The 15,802-nt window shown below is 73.6% G+C and carries 16 protein-coding genes; 7 read left to right on the top strand and 9 right to left on the bottom strand.

All coding sequences use genetic code 11. The annotated features are described in order from the left end of the window. Positions 1-110 precede the first annotated feature (110 nt). The 3 genes from ML5_RS32245 to ML5_RS00655 all read left to right on the top strand — a co-directional run bounded on the left by ML5_RS32245 (position 111) and on the right by ML5_RS00655 (position 5,326). A complete protein-coding gene (locus ML5_RS32245; protein WP_013283356.1) occupies positions 111-248 on the top strand; it encodes a hypothetical protein in 138 nt (45 codons plus the stop codon). Between the two features lie 348 nt (positions 249-596). Continuing rightward, complete coding sequence (locus tag ML5_RS00660; protein WP_013473397.1) at positions 597-3,374, top strand: hypothetical protein; 2,778 nt, start codon at positions 597-599, stop codon at positions 3,372-3,374. 119 nt (positions 3,375-3,493) lie between these two features. After that, the gene (locus ML5_RS00655) at positions 3,494-5,326 is read left to right on the top strand and encodes an NHL domain-containing thioredoxin family protein (protein WP_013473396.1); all 1,833 of its coding nucleotides are present in this window, start codon (positions 3,494-3,496) and stop codon (positions 5,324-5,326) included. A gap of 60 nt (positions 5,327-5,386) precedes the next feature. On the opposite strand, the gene ML5_RS00650 is transcribed toward ML5_RS00655, so the two are convergent. The 3 genes from ML5_RS00650 to ML5_RS00640 are packed head-to-tail and all read right to left on the bottom strand — an operon-like array spanning position 5,387 to position 7,600. Beyond that, positions 5,387-6,136 (bottom strand): LamB/YcsF family protein, encoded by a 750-nt coding sequence (locus ML5_RS00650; protein ID WP_013473395.1) that lies wholly within the window; start codon positions 6,134-6,136, stop codon positions 5,387-5,389. Further along, positions 6,120-6,989, bottom strand: a complete 870-nt coding sequence (locus tag ML5_RS00645; protein ID WP_013473394.1) for a biotin-dependent carboxyltransferase family protein — start codon at positions 6,987-6,989, stop codon at positions 6,120-6,122. The genes ML5_RS00650 and ML5_RS00645 overlap by 17 nt, the downstream gene beginning before the upstream one ends. Then, the gene (locus ML5_RS00640) at positions 6,986-7,600 is read right to left on the bottom strand and encodes an allophanate hydrolase subunit 1 (protein WP_013473393.1); all 615 of its coding nucleotides are present in this window, start codon (positions 7,598-7,600) and stop codon (positions 6,986-6,988) included. The genes ML5_RS00645 and ML5_RS00640 overlap by 4 nt, the downstream gene beginning before the upstream one ends. Before the next feature lie 75 nt (positions 7,601-7,675). Here ML5_RS00640 and ML5_RS00635 point away from each other — a divergent pair, with 75 nt between their 5' ends. Continuing rightward, entirely contained in the window at positions 7,676-8,353 is a 678-nt protein-coding gene (locus ML5_RS00635; RefSeq protein ID WP_013283350.1) for a hemolysin III family protein, read from the top strand. Between the two features lie 64 nt (positions 8,354-8,417). Here ML5_RS00635 and ML5_RS00630 read toward each other — a convergent pair whose 3' ends face one another. Then, positions 8,418-8,708: a DUF6458 family protein gene (locus tag ML5_RS00630; RefSeq protein WP_013283349.1), complete on the bottom strand. Its 291-nt coding sequence runs from the start codon at positions 8,706-8,708 to the stop codon at positions 8,418-8,420. A gap of 117 nt (positions 8,709-8,825) precedes the next feature. Between ML5_RS00630 and ML5_RS00625 the strand changes: the two genes are divergently transcribed. Then, positions 8,826-9,362 (top strand): histidine phosphatase family protein, encoded by a 537-nt coding sequence (locus ML5_RS00625; protein ID WP_013473392.1) that lies wholly within the window; start codon positions 8,826-8,828, stop codon positions 9,360-9,362. A gap of 10 nt (positions 9,363-9,372) precedes the next feature. Here ML5_RS00625 and ML5_RS00620 read toward each other — a convergent pair whose 3' ends face one another. Further along, on the bottom strand, positions 9,373-9,780 hold the full coding sequence (locus ML5_RS00620) for a helix-turn-helix domain-containing protein (RefSeq protein WP_013473391.1): 408 nt from the start codon (positions 9,778-9,780) through the stop codon (positions 9,373-9,375). Between the two features lie 150 nt (positions 9,781-9,930). On the opposite strand from ML5_RS00620, the gene ML5_RS00615 reads away from it, so the two are divergent. Continuing rightward, positions 9,931-10,797, top strand: coding sequence for an aldo/keto reductase family oxidoreductase (locus ML5_RS00615; protein ID WP_013283346.1), 867 nt, complete (start codon positions 9,931-9,933; stop codon positions 10,795-10,797). A 9-nt stretch (positions 10,798-10,806) separates the two neighbouring features. On the opposite strand, the gene ML5_RS00610 is transcribed toward ML5_RS00615, so the two are convergent. The 4 genes from ML5_RS00610 to ML5_RS00595 all read right to left on the bottom strand — a co-directional run bounded on the left by ML5_RS00610 (position 10,807) and on the right by ML5_RS00595 (position 15,063). Beyond that, positions 10,807-11,076: a DUF6458 family protein gene (locus ML5_RS00610; protein ID WP_013283345.1), complete on the bottom strand. Its 270-nt coding sequence runs from the start codon at positions 11,074-11,076 to the stop codon at positions 10,807-10,809. Positions 11,077-11,260: 184 nt separating this feature from the next. Further along, the gene (locus ML5_RS00605) at positions 11,261-13,117 is read right to left on the bottom strand and encodes an acyl-CoA dehydrogenase (protein ID WP_013473390.1); all 1,857 of its coding nucleotides are present in this window, start codon (positions 13,115-13,117) and stop codon (positions 11,261-11,263) included. Positions 13,118-13,237: 120 nt separating this feature from the next. Then, a complete protein-coding gene (locus tag ML5_RS00600) occupies positions 13,238-14,362 on the bottom strand; it encodes a PP2C family protein-serine/threonine phosphatase (RefSeq protein WP_013473389.1) in 1,125 nt (374 codons plus the stop codon). Between the two features lie 68 nt (positions 14,363-14,430). Then, the gene (locus tag ML5_RS00595) at positions 14,431-15,063 is read right to left on the bottom strand and encodes a septal ring lytic transglycosylase RlpA family protein (RefSeq protein ID WP_013473388.1); all 633 of its coding nucleotides are present in this window, start codon (positions 15,061-15,063) and stop codon (positions 14,431-14,433) included. A gap of 168 nt (positions 15,064-15,231) precedes the next feature. Here ML5_RS00595 and ML5_RS00590 point away from each other — a divergent pair, with 168 nt between their 5' ends. Beyond that, entirely contained in the window at positions 15,232-15,771 is a 540-nt protein-coding gene (locus ML5_RS00590) for a phosphoribosyltransferase (protein ID WP_013473387.1), read from the top strand. The last annotated feature ends 31 nt before the right edge of the window (positions 15,772-15,802 follow it).

Below are 15,802 nucleotides of genomic sequence, written 5' to 3'. Positions count from 1 at the left end.
TAGGTACGTGGTTCAGCTCACCTAATAATCGATGGCGATGGGCGTCCCGGTGCGCTTAAATAGAGACATCAAGGGGCTGACAACCGAATAGCCAGGAGGAGAGACCCGAGATGAGCATGATCGAGCGAATCCGCACCCGCCGCGACGCCAACCGCCGCGCCCGCGCCATCGAGCACGCGCTGCGCTCCGCCAACTCGCCCGCGGTCCGCGAGGAGCTTCTCGCCATCGCCCAGCGTCACATGAGCTGACGCCATCGACCTTTCTCACCTCCTCCAGTCCGAAGACCCGCCCGGCACCGGGCGGGTCTTCGGCGTATCGGTGTCGGTCGGCACCGGGATTCCACCTCGCTCCACCGCCCGGTACGGTTGGCACGGTCGCCAACCGGCTGACTCCGGACGGACGCGGGACAACGAAACCCATCGACGTCGTCCGGTGACTTTCGGTGACCGCTGATGCTCCCCCGGGCGGCCTCGGGCGACCACCGGATACGGTGCGGGGAGCCCGCACGGCCGGTACCCGCCGGCGACGCCGGCAGCCGTGCCGACGGTTCCCCCGACCGGCATCGGCGGCCGACCTGTGATGGAGGAGGCGCACCCATGACGTCCGAGGCTCCGCACCGCCCCGGCCAGGAGCCGGGCGAGGTGTCGCCGGGCACCGGCGGACCGGTGCCGTACGGCGATCAGCCGGCGCAGCAGGACAACGGGTACAACGGCGCACCCGACCTCGGCTGGGCACCGCCCCCGCCGGCCGGTCGGCCCGCGCAGCCGGCCCCGGCCTGGGCCGCGAACGACGACCAGCCACCCGCGTGGGCCCCGCCCGCCGGGCAGCCGGTGACCGGGCGGGCGACCGCCCAGGTCCCGCAGCCCGCCTGGGGCGGCAACGACCAGGGCAACCCCGCCTGGGCCGGTTCCGGTGGCCCCTCCTGGGGCAACCAGGAGCAGTCCGGCCCTGATCGCGGCGCCGAGCAGGCGCCGCCCGCCTGGGCCGCCACGCCGCCGGGCAGCCCGGCCGAGCCGTCGCAGGCCCCCTGGGCCGCCGAGCAGAACCGACCCGGGTGGGGCTCCGGCGAGCAGCCGGGCTGGTCGCCGTCCGGTGACCCGGCCGCCCGCGGCACCGGTTACGTGCCCGCCCCGGCCACCGTGCCGAACGAGACCTGGGTCACGCCCGCCCCCGCTGACGACCCGCACCGCTCCGGCGGCTTCGCGCCCACCGGCGGGCAGCACGAGGACGCCTCCGGTCGCGCCGGTGGCTGGGCCGCCGCACAGCAGCAGGACGACCCGAACCGCTCCGGCGGCTGGAATCCGCGCGACGAGCAGCCCGCCGCGTCCGACGACCCGAACCGCTCGGGCGGCTGGAACCCGCGGGAGAGCCAGCCGGCCTGGGCACCGGGTCAGCAGACCGGTGCCACCTGGCCGCCGGCCGACCCGCCCGCCCGTGCCGCCGCCGCGGTCTCCGTGCCGGGCGCCGCCCGGCCGGACAACGCGTGGTCCACTCCGGAGCAGTCCGATCAGGACAACCGCTCCGTCGAGGACAGCGGCGGCTGGCGCGCGACCGGTGGGCCGCAGCACGACGAGGGACAGCGTTCCGGCGGCTGGCCCGCCCCGCAGGCCGAGAACCGGTCCGGCGGCTGGGACGAGCCGGCCCGCCCCGAGGACCCGGACCGCTCCGGCGGCTGGGCCGCCGGGCGCGCCGCGAGCCCCGCCGAGGCGGCACAGCCGGGCGGCTGGGAGCCGAACCAGAGCCGGCAGGTCGGCGGCTGGGGTGACGACACCGCCGTACCGCAGCAGCGTGACTCCGGTGAGCAGGCCGGCGCCTGGAGCGGCGCAGCCTCCGTACCGCAGCAGCACGAGCCCGGGCGGCCGTCGGACGAGCCCGCGCAGCCCGCCTGGGGCGCCGCCGCGCCGGCCGAGGCCCGCGCGAGCGTGTCCGTGCCGTCGTCCGACGCGCCCGCCGGCTGGGGCGGCAACCAGGACGAGCGTGCGGCCGCACCGTCGCCCGAGCCGTGGTCGCCGGCCGAGGCGTGGGGCCGGTCCGAGGACTCCGCCCCGGCCTACCAGCCCGCGCCCGCGCCGGGCATCTCCCCCGGCAACGCGGTGCCGCTGCCGGCACAGCAGCAGCGGGTGCCGGGCGCCGCGCTGGCCGCGTCGTCGCCCGCCGACCACCCGGGCCCCGAACCTCAGGGGTACGAGCCGGAGCGCGGCGACGGCGGCTGGAACGAGCCGCAGTCGCCAGCCGTTCCCGGACCGCGTACCTCCCCGGAGGGCGGCCCGGTCTCGGCGAGCGCGTCGGTCCCGGTGGCCAGCCGGGTCACCCCGCCGTCCGACCAGCCGCTGCCGACCAGTGGCCCGGCGCCGCAACCCCGGGTGTACGGGCGGCCCGCCCGCCCGGAGCCCGACGAGGCTCCCGAGCAGGACGAGTCCGGGTTCCCCGGCCAGGACGGGCCGCACGGCAACGGCTTTCCCGGCCCGCAGTCGCGGTCCGAGGACGCCGACGGCCCGCACGGGTATGCCGGAGCGCCCTCCTCGCCCGCCGCGCCGCCGGCGTTCCCGGTCGGCGTGCCGTCCTTCGTGGACACGCCCGGCAACACCCGTCCCGCCAACGGCGTGCACCCGGGAGGCGAGCAGCCCGATGCCTCCCGTGACCCGTTCGGCGGCCCGCAGAGCCCGTATGGCGCTCCCGGCGGCCAGGACGCGTTCGGCGGCCCGGGTGGGCGGCCGGACCCGTTCGGCGCCCCGGGCGGCCAGCAGGATGCGTTCGGCGGCCCCGGCCAGCAGGACCCGTTCGGCGGTCCGGGCGGGCAGCAGGCGCCGTTCGGCAGCCCGGCCGGCCGGCCCGAGCCGTTCGGCGAGCAGGACCGGTTCGGCCCGTCGGCCGGGGGACGCGCCTCGGTCGCGGTGCCCGGCCAGGGCCCGGCTGGTGGCGGCAACACCTTCCCGCCGCCGCCCCAGCAGGCCCCGCCGGCCTGGTCGCAGGACGGGCCCGGCACCGAGCCGGAGCAGGGCCGCTTCGACGCGTTCAAGCCGGACGCCGCCGAGTCGCAGACCGAGGCGCCCCCGCCGAAGGTGCGCAACGGCCGGGTGCTCGCCGCCGTGCTGATCGCGGCGGTACTCATCCTCGCCGTACCGCTGGGTCTGCTCACGCTGCTCGGCAAGGTCGGCGACGACAAGTCGGCCGGCTTCGACCCGGCGGTCGGCTCCTGCGTGAAGCAGTCCGGCACGAGCGCCGTGGCCGCCGACTGCGGTGAGCCGGGAGCGTTCAGCGTGGTGTCGAAGGTGGACAACAAGGACAAGTGCGCCGATCTGGCGCAGCCCTCGGTCTCGGTCGAGAGCGGCGGGACCACCCGGGTGCTCTGCCTGAAGCCCGCCGGCCAGTAACCGCACGTACGCGGAGCGTCCATCCCTCACCGGGGTGGGCGCTCCGCGTCGTTCCGGTGTGCGTCTGTTCACCCCGGGATCGCCGGGAGCACGCCCGGCCGGTGCGGCACGATGGGGGCATGAGCGCACGCGTACGGGCACCGGAACTGCGGGGTCGGGCCTGGCTGAACACCGGCGGCAAGGCCGTCACGCTGGCCGACCTGCGCGGCAAGATCGTCCTGCTCGATTTCTGGACGTTCTGCTGCATCAACTGCCTGCACGTGCTCGACGAGCTGCGTCCGCTCGAAGACAAGTACGGCGACGTCCTGGTCGTGATCGGCGTGCACTCGCCGAAGTTCGAGCACGAGAAGGACCCGGCGGCGCTGGCCGCGGCCGTCGAGCGCTACGGCGTGCACCACCCGGTGCTCGACGACGCCGAGATGGACATGTGGCAGCAGTACGCGGCCAAGGCGTGGCCGACGCTCGCCGTGGTCGACCCCGAGGGGTACGTGGTCGCCACCATGGCCGGCGAGGGGCATGCCGAAGGGCTGGCCCGGCTGATCGACGAGCTGATCGCCGGCCACGAGGCGAAGGGCACGCTGCACCGGGGCGAGGGCCCGTACGTGCCGCCGGCCGAGCCGGACACCGTCCTGCGGTTCCCCGGCAAGGCGCTGCCGCTCGACGGCGGGAACCTGCTGGTCAGCGACTCGGCCCGGCACTCCCTGGTCGAGCTGGCCGCCGACGGCGAGACGGTGGTCCGCCGCATCGGCACCGGCTCCCGGGGCCGCACCGACGGCCCGGCCTCCGCCGCCACGTTCGCCGAGCCGCAGGGGCTCTGCCTGCTGCCGCCGCACGTGGCCGAGGTGGCCGGCTACGACGTGGTCGTCGCGGACACGGTCAACCACCTGCTGCGCGGCGTACGGCTGTCCTCCGGCGAGGTGGTCACGGTGGCCGGCACCGGACGGCAGTGGCGCTCGACTGTCGACGACCACGCGCACGACGCCCGCGCTGTCGACCTCTCCTCCCCCTGGGACGTGGCCTGGTACGACGACCGGGTGGTCGTGGCGATGGCCGGTATCCACCAGCTCTGGTGGTTCGACCCGATCAAGCGGACCGCCGGCATGTACGCCGGGACCACTGTCGAGGCGCTGCGCGACGGCCCGCTGCCGGACGTGTGGATGGCCCAGCCGTCCGGGTTGTCGGTCTCGGCCGACGGCTCCCGCCTCTGGGTGGCCGACAGCGAGACCAGCGCGATCCGGTGGGTCTCCGACGGCGAGATGCACACCGCCGTCGGTCAGGGCCTGTTCGACTTCGGGCACGTCGACGGCCCGGCCGACCAGGCGTTGCTCCAGCACCCGCTGGGCGTGTGCGCGCTGCCCGACGGCTCGGTGCTGATCGCGGACACGTACAACGGGGCGGTGCGCCGCTTCGACCCGGAGACCGGCCAGGTGGGCACCGTGGCGGACGGGCTGGCCGAGCCGAGCGACCTGGTGCTCACCGGCGAGGGCGACGTGCTCGTGGTCGAGTCGGCCGCGCACCGGCTGACCCGGCTGGCGCCGGGCGCGCTGACGTCGGCCGGGGCCAACACGGTGGACGGCCCCCGGCACCGGCTGGAACGCAAGCCCACAGACGTGGCGGCCGGGGAGCTGACGCTCGATGTGATCTTCACGCCGGCGCCGGGACAGAAGCTCGACGAGACGTACGGGCCGTCCACCCGGCTCGTGATCTCGGCGTCCCCGCCGGAGCTGCTGGTCGAGGGTGCCGGCACGACCACCGACCTGTCCCGCAAGCTGGTGGTCAGCGGCGACGTGGCGCAGGGCGTGCTCCAGGTGACCGCCCAGGCGGCGACCTGCGACGCCGACGTCGAGCACGCGGCCTGCCACCTGACCCGGCAGGACTGGGGCGTGCCGGTGCGGGTGGTCACCGGCGGCGCGACCCGCGTGCCGCTGGTCCTGCGCGGGATGGACGCCTGACGGTGCGTGTTAAGAAGGGCCCCTTCCTCTACCGGAGGCGTTAAGAGGGGGCCCTTCCTTTCACGCGAACGGAGTGAGCGTGACCCCCGCGTCGATGAGCGCGGCCCGTACCAGCTCCGTGCACCGCACCGCGCCCGGCGTGTCCCCGTGCAGGCAGATCGACTCGACCGGGGCCGGGATGACAGTCCCGTCCACGGCGACCAGCGTGCGCTCGACGGCCATCCGTACCGCCCGGACGGCCACCTGCTCCGGGTCGGTCACCAGCGCGTCCGGTGAGCTGCGCGGCACGAGCGTGCCGTTCGGGAGGTAGTTGCGGTCGGCGAAGCCCTCGGCCACCACCCGCAGCCCGGCGCCCGCAGCGAGCTGGGCCAGCACGGTGCCGGGCTGGCAGAGCACCGGCAGCTCGTGGTCGTACCCGCTGATCGCCGCCACCAGCGCGGCGGCCTGGCCCTCGTCGCGGGCGGCCGCGTGGTAGAGCGCGCCGTGCGGTTTGAGGTAGCGGACCCGGGTGCGGTACAGGCGGCAGAACGCGTCGAGCGCCCCGAGCTGGTAGATCGTCTCGTCGCGCAGCTCGGCGAAGTCGTACGCGATGTGCCGCCGGCCGAAGCCGGCGAGGTCCCGGTAGCCGACCTGCGCGCCCACCGCGACGCCACGTTCGGCGGCGCCGGCGCAGACCCGGTGCATGGTGGCCGCGTCGCCGGCGTGGAAGCCGCAGGCGACGTTCGCGGAGCTGATCAGGTCGAGGAGCGCGTGGTCGTCGCCCAGCCGCCAGCTTCCGAATCCCTCGCCCAGGTCAGCGTTGAGGTCCATGGAACGTCACCGTAGTGCCTGGCCGGGCCTGGGCGAGCGGGGTCACGTCGTCCACCACCCCGATGACGGGGTACCCGCCGGTGGTGGGGTGGTCGGCCAGGAAGACGAGCGGCCGGCCGTCCGGCGGGACCTGCACCGCGCCGAGCACCAGGCCCTCGCTGAGCAGTTCGCCGGCGACCGCGCGGGTCACTGCCGCGCCGGCGAGCCGGGCGCCGACCCGGTTGCTGTCCGGGCTCACCGTGTACGCGGTGCGGCACAGCACGTCCAGCGCCTCCGGGGTGAACCAGTCCTGCCGGGGGCCGGGGCGCACCGTGAGCCGCAGCTCGTCCGGGACCGGCCGGGTGACGGCGAGGTCGACCGGTGCGGGTGGGCCGGCCGGGGTGCCGATCGGCAGCCGGTCCCCGTCGCGCAGCGGCGGCGGTCCGAGGCCGGAGAGCGTGTCGGTGGCGCGGCTGCCGAGCACCGGTTCGACAGCGATCCCGCCGCTGACCGCGAGCCAGGTCCGCACCCCGGCGCGGGCCGGTCCGACGCGCAGCACCGCACCGGCGGGCAGCGCGAGCGGCCGTCCGACGTCCCCCGGGCGCCGCCGTGCGGATCCGGCCCGCCACTCGACGACCACGTCGGCCGGCGCGCCGGTGAGGGCGACCGCCACGGCCCGGGTGAAGCGCAGCGTGCAGCCGGTCACGGTGATCTCCAGCCCGGCCGCATGCTCGTCGTTGCCGACGAGCCGGTTGGCCAGGCGCAGGGCGGCCGGGTCGAGCGCGCCGGAGCGGGGTACGCCGAGGTGCGCCCAGCCGGGCCGGCCCTGGTCCTGGACCGTGGTGAGCGCCCCGGCCCGCAGCACCTCGATCACGACGCGTCGACCAGGCGGACGCGGGTGCCGGGGGTGAGCCGGGCCGGTGGGTCGGCGTGCACGTCGAACAGCGGCAGATCGGTGCGGCCGACGAGCAGCCAGCCACCGGGTGACGCGGCGGGGTAGATGCCCGCGTACGGGCCGGCGAGCGCGACCGAGCCGGCCGGTACCCGGGTACGCGGCGTGGCGAGCCGGGGCACCGCCAGCTCGGGCGGCAGCCCGGTCAGGTACGCGAACCCGGGTGCGAACCCGCAGAACGCGACCCGGAACTCGGTACGCCGCAGCCGGTCGACGACTGCGGGCACGTCGACGTTCCAGTGGCCGGCGACGAGCGGAATGTCCTCGCCGTCGTACACGACCGGTACCCGGACCTCGGTGGTGGCCGCGCCGGAGGCGGCGGTGCGGGGGTGCCAGGCGGCGATCCGCGCGGCGGCTGCCTGCGGGTCCGGTACGCCGTCGAGCAGCACGGTGACCGCGCCGGGGACGATCTCGGTGGCGGTCAGCTCGCCCGCTTCACGCCGGTGCCACAGTTCGGCCCCCCACGCCTGCGCCTGCTCCGCGTCGTCACAGTCGAGGAGCAGGGCGTGCGCCCCCACCGGCCGGATCCGCATCCGGTCATCCTCCCGTCGAGTGAGGTGACGGTCCACACTACTTGCAAGTAACCTACGCCGTCGTAACCTATTGCTGTGACGACCTCCGCACCGTTCCGGCTCCGGCCGGCCGACATCGGGAAGCCGCGTATGCGCGGCTGGCTGCACGCGTACGCGTTCTTCGCCGCTCTCGTCTGCGGCATCGTGCTGTGTTCGATCGCCGCCGGCCGTCCCGGCTGGGCGCCGCTGGTGAGCTGCCTGATCTACAGCTTCACCGTGTGCGGGCTGTTCGGCACCAGCGCGCTCTACCACCGGCGGGTCTGGACCGAACGCGGCTACCAGATCATGCGCCGGATGGACCACTCGATGATCTTCGTGTTCATCGCCGGCACCTACACACCGTTCTGCGCCCTGCTGCTGGACAACCGGCAGGCCACGATCATGCTGAGCCTGGTCTGGGGCGGCGCGATCGCGGGCGTGGCGGTGAAGCTGATCTGGCCGCACGCGCCGCGCTGGGTCTCCGCCCCGCTCTACCTGGCGCTCGGCTGGGTCGCGGTGGCCATGCTGCCGCAGATCCTGCACTCCGGTGGCGTCACCGCGCTGGTGCTGCTGAGCGTGGGCGGCGCGATCTACAGCGTGGGCGCGGTGTTCTACGCGCTGCGCCGGCCGAATCCGTGGCCCACAGTCTTCGGGCACCACGAGTTCTTCCACGCCTGCACGCTCGTCGCGGCGATCTGCCACCACATCGCGATCTACTTCGCACTGTTCGCCTGACCGAGCGGACCCCGGACATGCGCGAGGGCCCCGCACCGTTGCGGGGCCCTCGGGTTCTCGGGGGTCAGGCCGGGTAGCCCGAGCCCGGGCGGCGCACCTCGCGGTACTCCTCGCGCACCACGCGGTCGTCGCGCACCGGCACCACCGGCTCGGCGACCACCTGCTCGCGGACCGGGGCGGCCACGACCCGGCGGCGGCTGTTCCAGAAGTAGAGCGTGGTGAGCAGGCCGGCGACGCCGGCGAGCATGAGCACCCAGCCCACCACGTTGAGGTTCAGCCATCCCAGATCGGCGTCGATGGCGAACGCGAAGATCGCGCCGAGCGCGATGAGGAAGATGCTGGCACCGATGCCCATGACGTCGCCTCCTTGGCGTCCTGCTGGCGTTTCCTGCCCGCCGCGGCCATGGATGAGGTAGCGGCACACATCGACATACCCAGGCGCTTCGATCGTCAATCAGGCAAGCTGGGCGGTATGACGGACGGCAGGAACGGGCAGCGGACGCTGGTTCTGCTGCGGCACGCCAAAGCCGAGCAGTCCGCGGACGGCCCGGACGCGGAGCGGTCGCTCACCGCGCGGGGCCACGCCGACGCGGCGGCGGCCGGCGCCTGGCTGGCCCGGCAAGGGCTGCTTCCCGACGTGGTGCTCTGCTCGCCCGCGCGGCGCACCCGGCAGACCTGGCACGACGTGGCGATGGGCATGACCGGCTCGCCACCGGAGGGCGGCCCGGCGGGTTCGCGCCCGGCGGTGCGGTACGAGGCGGCCGCGTACGACGCGCACCCGGACCAGTTGCTGGCCCTCGTCCGGACGGTCGAGCCGACGGCCGGCACGGTGCTGCTCGTGGCGCACAACCCTGGTGTCTCGCTGCTCTCGGCGCTGCTCGACCCGCAGCGGGCCGACCCGGACGGGCTGCGTACCACCGATCTCGTGGTGCACCGGCCGACGACCCGGTGGGCCGAGCTGGCCCTCGGCGGCGCGCCGCTCACCGCCCGCCACACCGCCCGCGCCTGACCGGTACGACTCAGACCCGGCTGTCGTAGGCCTCCCGGTTGGTGAGCACGTCGTCCATGTGCGTCTCCGCCCAGACCTTCAGGCCCTGGATCGTCTTGAGCAGCGAGAGCCCGAGCGCGGTCAGCTCATAGGTGACTGTGACCGGCACCGTGGGCTCCACGGTGCGGGTGACCAGGCCGTCGCGTTCCAGGGCGCGCAGCGTCTGGGTGAGCATCTTCTGGCTGACGCCGGCGAGCGTGCGGGACAGCTCCGAGTAGCGCATCGGGCGCGGGACACCTGCGCAGTCGGCACCGAACCGGTGCGAGCCGTCGCTGCGCAGCGCTGCCAGCACCAGCGTGACCCACTTGTCGGCGATCCGGTCCAGTAGTTGCCGGCTGGGGCACTGGGCCAGGAACGCGTCGTACTCCGCCTTGCTCATCTCTGCTCCTGCCGCCCTCTCCTGCCGTCCGGTGAGCTACGCACTTTTAGGTGCCTACTTCCCAGCAGAAAGTTACACCCCGATAGTGGAGGTCGGCGCCGCGACCCGGCGGCGTCGCGTAACGGACGACGAGAGCCAAGAGGTACACGCATGGCCCGCACCACCCTTCCCGGCGGCACCTGGACGCTGGGCGACCTGACCGTCACCCGGTTCGGCTACGGCGCGATGCAACTCGCCGGCCCCTGGGTCATGGGACCACCGGCCGACCATGACGGCGCCCTGGCGGTGCTGCGCGAGGCGGTCGCACTCGGCATCACCCACATCGACACCAGCGCGGCGTACGGGCCGTACGTCACCAACCGGCTGATCCGGGAGGCGCTGCACCCGTACCCGGAGTCGCTGCACGTCGTCACGAAGGTCGGCGCGGACCGGGACGAGCAGGGCGGCTGGCCCACGGCCCGGGATCCGCAGAGCCTGCGCCGGCAGGTCCGGGAGAACCTGGAGACGCTAGGCGTGGACGCGCTCGGCCTGGTCAACCTGCGGCTCGGCGACGCCACGGGGCCGCAGCCCGGGTCGCTCGCCGAGGCGCTGGAGACGCTCGTCGCGCTCCGGCAGGAGGGCCTGATCCGCCACCTCGGCCTGAGCAACGTGACGCCCGAGCAGGTGGCCGAGGCGCAGACGATCGCGCCGATCGTCTGCGTGCAGAACCGGTACAACCTGGCCCACCGCGGCGACGACGACCTGATCGACGAGTTGGCCCGGCAGGGCGTCGCCTACGTGCCGTTCTTCCCGCTCGGCGGGTTCACGCCGTTGCAGTCCTCGGCGTTGTCGGCGGTGGCGGAACGCCTGGGGGCGACGCCGATGGGCGTCGCCCTGGCCTGGCTGCTGCGGCGCTCGCCGAACATCCTGCTGATCCCCGGCACCAAGTCCGTCGCGCACCTGCGCGAGAACGTCGCCGGTGCCGGGCTGGCCCTCTCCGGCGACGACCTCGCCGAACTGGACCGGATCGGCCGCTGAGACGCGGCGTCAGGACGGCGGCGCGGTCGGCGGCGGCGGGTCGGGCGGCGGCGGCATCATCGCTGTCGGATGCGAGAGCCGGTTCTCCTCCACGATGAGCGTGCGGGCCCGCTTGCGGCGGTCCTGCCAGAACCACAGCGTGGTCAGCAGAACGCCCAGCCCGGCCAGGATGAACACCCAGCCGACCGCGCGCAGGTCGATCCACCAGACGTTGGCCCGGATGGCGAAGGTCATGATCGCGCCGAGCGCGATGAGAAAGATGGCGCTACCAATGCCCATGTGCGCTGCACTCCCCCGTGCGATGGCCTTGGGCGTACTCCGGTCGTGGTCCGCGACGGTTACCCGCCACCGGGCCGCCTATCCACCCGGGCGCACGCACGACGACGGCCGGCGGGCTGGTGCCCGCCGGCCGTCGTCATGAGGGGGAGAGTGACGTGTCAGGGGTGAAAGCCCCCGGAAGGGCTCAGAAAGCCTCCTCCGGGAGGTCCATGATCTCCAGGTCGGTGCCCTCGATGATCCGGCGGTCGGCGCCGATGCGGGGCAGCACCTCGCGGGCGAAGAACCGGGCCGCGGCGACCTTGCCGGTGTAGAAGGACTTGTCGGCCGCGGAGACCTCGCCGGCCAGCGCCTTCAGAGCCACGTCCGCCTGCTTCTGGAGCAGCCAGCCGACCACCAGGTCGCCGATCGCCAGCAGGAACCGGCGGCTGCTCAGGCCGACCTTGTAGAGCGCGCGGGTGTCGCCGCCCTGGGCCTCGCCCAGCCAGCCGGTCATCACGCCGAGGATGTTCTGGATCTCGGCGAGCGCCTTGCCGAGCGCCTGACGCTCCTCCTTGAGCTGGCCGTTGCCGGCCTCGGAGGCGATGTGCTCCTGGATCTCGGCGGCGACCGCCATCAGGGCCTTGCCGTTGTCCCGGACGATCTTCCGGAAGATCAGGTCGAGGCTCTGGATCGCGGTGGTGCCCTCGTACAGGGTGTCGATCTTGGCGTCCCGGACGTACTGCTCCAGCGGGTAGTCCTGGAGGAAGCCGGAACCGCCGTAGGTCTGGAGCGACTCGTGGCCGAGCAGCTCGTACGCCCGCTCCGAACCGACGCCCTTGACCAGCGGCAGGAGCAGGTCGTTGACGCGCTTCGCCAGCTTGGTGGCCTTCTCGTCACCGGCCGCCTCGGCGATCGCGACCTTGTCCTGCCAGCTCGCGGTGTAGCAGACCAGCGCGCGCAGGCCCTCGGCGTACGACTTCTGCAGCAGCAGCGAGCGGCGCACGTCCGGGTGGTGGGTGATGGTCACCCGCGGGGCGGTCTTGTCGGTCATCTGGACGAGGTCGGCACCCTGCACCCGGTTCTTGGCGTACTCCAGGGCGTTGAGGTAGCCGGTGGAGAGCGTGGCGATCGCCTTGGTGCCGACCATCATCCGGGCGTACTCGATGATCATGAACATCTGGCGGATGCCGTCGTGCTTCTCGCCCAGCAGCCAGCCCTTGGCCGGTACGCCGTGCTCGCCGAAGGTCACCTCGCAGGTGTTCGAGACCTTCAGGCCCATCTTGTGCTCGACGTTCGTCGCGTAGACGCCGTTGCGCTCGCCCAGCTCGCCGGTCTCGGCGTCGAAGTGGTACTTCGGCACGACGAACAGCGACAGGCCCTTGGTGCCCGGACCGCCGACGCCCTCGACGCCGACCGGACGGGCCAGCACGTAGTGGACGATGTTGTCGCTCAGGTCGTGCTCACCGGAGGTGATGAAGCGCTTCACGCCCTCGATGTGCCACGAGCCGTCCGGCTGCTGGATCGCCCGGGTACGGCCGGCGCCCACGTCGGAGCCGGCGTCCGGCTCGGTGAGGACCATGGTCGAGCCCCACTGCTTCTCGATGAACAGCCGGGCCCACTTCTTCTGCTCCTCGGTGCCCTCGACGTGCAGCACGTGCGCGAAGGACGGGCCGGAGGCGTACATCCAGATCGGGGCGTTGGCGCCGAGCACCAGCTCGGCGAGCGACCACCAGAGGGCGCGCGGGGCGTTGGTGCCGCCCAGGGTCTCCGGCAGGTCCAGGCGCCAGAACTCGGAGTCCATGAACGCCTTGTACGACTTCTTGAACGACTCCGGCAGCGGCGCCGTGAACGTCGCCGGGTCGAAGACCGGCGGGTTGCGGTCGCTGTCCGAGTAGCTGGCGGCCAGGTCCTCGCGGGCGAGGCGGTCGACCTCGGAGAGGAAGCTACGGGCGGTGTCGACGTCCAGGTCCGTGTACGGCGCCTGGCCGAACGTCCGGTCCGCCCCGAAGACCTCGAACAGGTTGAACTCGAGGTCCCGCACGTTGCTCTTGTAGTGGGTCATGCTCGCTGGCCCCGCTTCCCGGACAGGTGTTACCGATCAGTAACTCCAGACTGTATTACTCACCGGTAGGCAACGACAAGCCGATCTCGGAAGTGACAGCGATTACACACTTCCCGTTCATCAGTCGGCGGCGCCGACCTCCCAGCTCGGAACCGGGGTGGCGGTGGTGCTGCGCGGCCCGACGTACTCCATCAGGACCAGCGCGATGTCGTCGTCGAGCCGGCCGTGCACCCACTCGACCAGGGCGGTCTCCAGCGAGGCCAGCCCGTCCGCGACGGTGCCGTGGCCGAGCAGCCGCCAGGCCCGGTCGGCGGTGGGGAAGAACTCGCCGTCCCGGCGCGCCTCGCCCAGCCCGTCGGTGAACAGGAGCAGCCGGTCGCCCGGTTCCAGCCGCTCCACCCGGGGCCGGACCACGGGCATGAAGCCGAGCGGGGGCGCGGGCGCGGGCGGCTCCAGCGGGATCACCGCACCCCGGCGCAGCAGCAACGGCGAGGGGTGCCCGCAGTTGACGATGGTGAGCGTGCCGCCGCGCTCCTCGATCAGTGCGGCGGTGACGAAGTCCTCGTCGCCGACGTTGCGGGCCACCGCGCGATCCAGGTCGGTCACCACGGCGCGCAGGTCGGCCCGCTCGTACGCGACGTGCCGGTAGGAGCCGAGCACGATGCTGGCCAGGCGGACCGCGTCCAGTCCCTTGCCCCGTACGTCACCGATGATCATGCGGACGCCGTACGGGGTGTCCATCACCTCGTACAGGTCGCCGCCGATCTCGGCCGTCGCGGTGGAGGAGATGTACCGGGCGGCCACCGCGAGCGTGCCGACCTGCGGGCCGAGCGGTCGCAGCACCGCCTGCTGGGCGACCGAGGCGAGCCGGGACAACTCCGCGATCCGGTCCGCCTGGCGCTGGCGTATCGCCGCCGTGGCAGCAGCGATAGCGGTGGCCACCCCGACGGCTGTCACGTTGACCACTGTCACCAGCGGGCTACCCCGTTCGGCGACCGCGAAGCCGATCCCGATGGCGGTGGCCAGGCCGCCGACCGCGAGCACCACCCGCCAGGACGCCAGTGCCGCCGCGAGGAGCGGCGCGACGACCATCAGCGCGAGGTAGTGCGCCGGGCGGCCGTCAGCCAGCTCCACCGCGACCACGATCGCGAGCAGCGCGAGGGCCGCGCCGAGACCGGCGCGGGATCCGGGACTCAGCGGGCCTCGGCCCGGCTGGAAGGGTTGCGTGCGTACATCCGACAGCATGCCTGATGGACGTGAACGGGAGAATGAACCTGGCCCGTCGGTCGTGGAAGTTCTGCCCGACTGGCCGGTCAGCCGAGCACCTCGTACCGGACGTTCACGTGGCCGAGGCTGGTGGCGGCGATGGTCGCGAACGCGGCGCGGGACAGGTCCAGGCACCGGCCGTCGATGAACGGGCCACGGTCGTTGATCCGCACCACCACCGACTTGCCGTTTGCCGGGTTGGTCACCCGGACCTTGGTGTTGAACGGCAGCGTCTTGTGCGCGGCGGTGAGCGCGTCCGGGTTGAACGTCTCGCCGTTCGCCGTCATCTGGCCCTCGGCGTAGAAGGAGGCGCCGCAGGAGCCGCTGTCCACGACCTTCGGGCTGCTCGTCTTCTTCGCCGTCGGCGACGGGGAGGCGGTCCGGGCCTTGCTGCGGGAGGCCGCCTGGGTGCGGCTCGCCTTCGGACTCGGGGTGGCCTTCGGCGACGGGCTGAGGCTCGCGCTCGGCGAGGCGGACGCGCTCGGCGAGGGGGCGGCCGACGTGGGGGCGGGCGTGCTGGGCAGCGTCTCAACCACGGCCGGCTCGGCGGGCGGCTCGGCGGAGGTGAGCCGCACGGCGCCGACGGTACCGCCGACCGCGAGCGCCACGCCGACCGCCGCGGTCGCGGCGATGGCGGCGGGCGAGGAGAACTTGCGGGTACGAAGGTGCCTAGCAGCCACCGGCCCGGTCCTTTCGTCAACTGAACAAACCGGCCCGGACCGTAACGAGAGAAGCACTTCCGAAGTCAACGTGATCATGGTGCTATGCCCGCATTTACCCTGGTACGTGTAGCCGATCACGCCACTGTCGATCGGCCGAACGGCCCACCGATCGGCCAGGATGGAAACGTGCTGAGTCGTCGCCTGGTCGAGCTGTTCGAGTGGATCGACCCCGGCCCGGGCAGCACCCACCTGGTCAGCGACATCTCCGGCTGGTGGCGTGACCCCGACGTGCTCGCCCAGGTCGGGCCGGCCCTGGCCGGGCTGTTCCCCGAGGACCGCCCGACCGTCGTGATCGCCCCCGAGGTGACCGGGCTGCTGCTCGGCCCACTGGTGGCGGTCGCCGCCGGAGCCGGTTTCCTGCCCGCGTACAAGGACGGCGGCGAGCGACGCCGGGCCGGGCCGACGCGCTGGGCCGAGACGCCTCCCGACTACCGGGGACGGCGGCTGCGGGTCGGCGTGGACGGCCGGCGGCTGAACCCCGGCGACCGGGTGCTGCTCGTCGACGACTGGGTCGACACCGGCGCGCAACTGGACGCGCTGCGCCGGGTCGTCCGGGACGCCGGGGCCGGCCTGATCGGGGCCGCCGCACTGGTCGCGACCTGCCCGCCCGAGGTCGCCGCACGGCTCAGGCTGCGCGCCCTGCTCACCGGCGCCGACCTGCCGTGAGCCCGTCGGCGGTGGCGGAGCATGCCGTAGC

The organism is Micromonospora sp. L5 (genome assembly GCF_000177655.2).
GTDB lineage: Bacteria > Actinomycetota > Actinomycetes > Mycobacteriales > Micromonosporaceae > Micromonospora > Micromonospora aurantiaca.
This window is presented reverse-complemented; position numbering and strand designations above follow the sequence as displayed.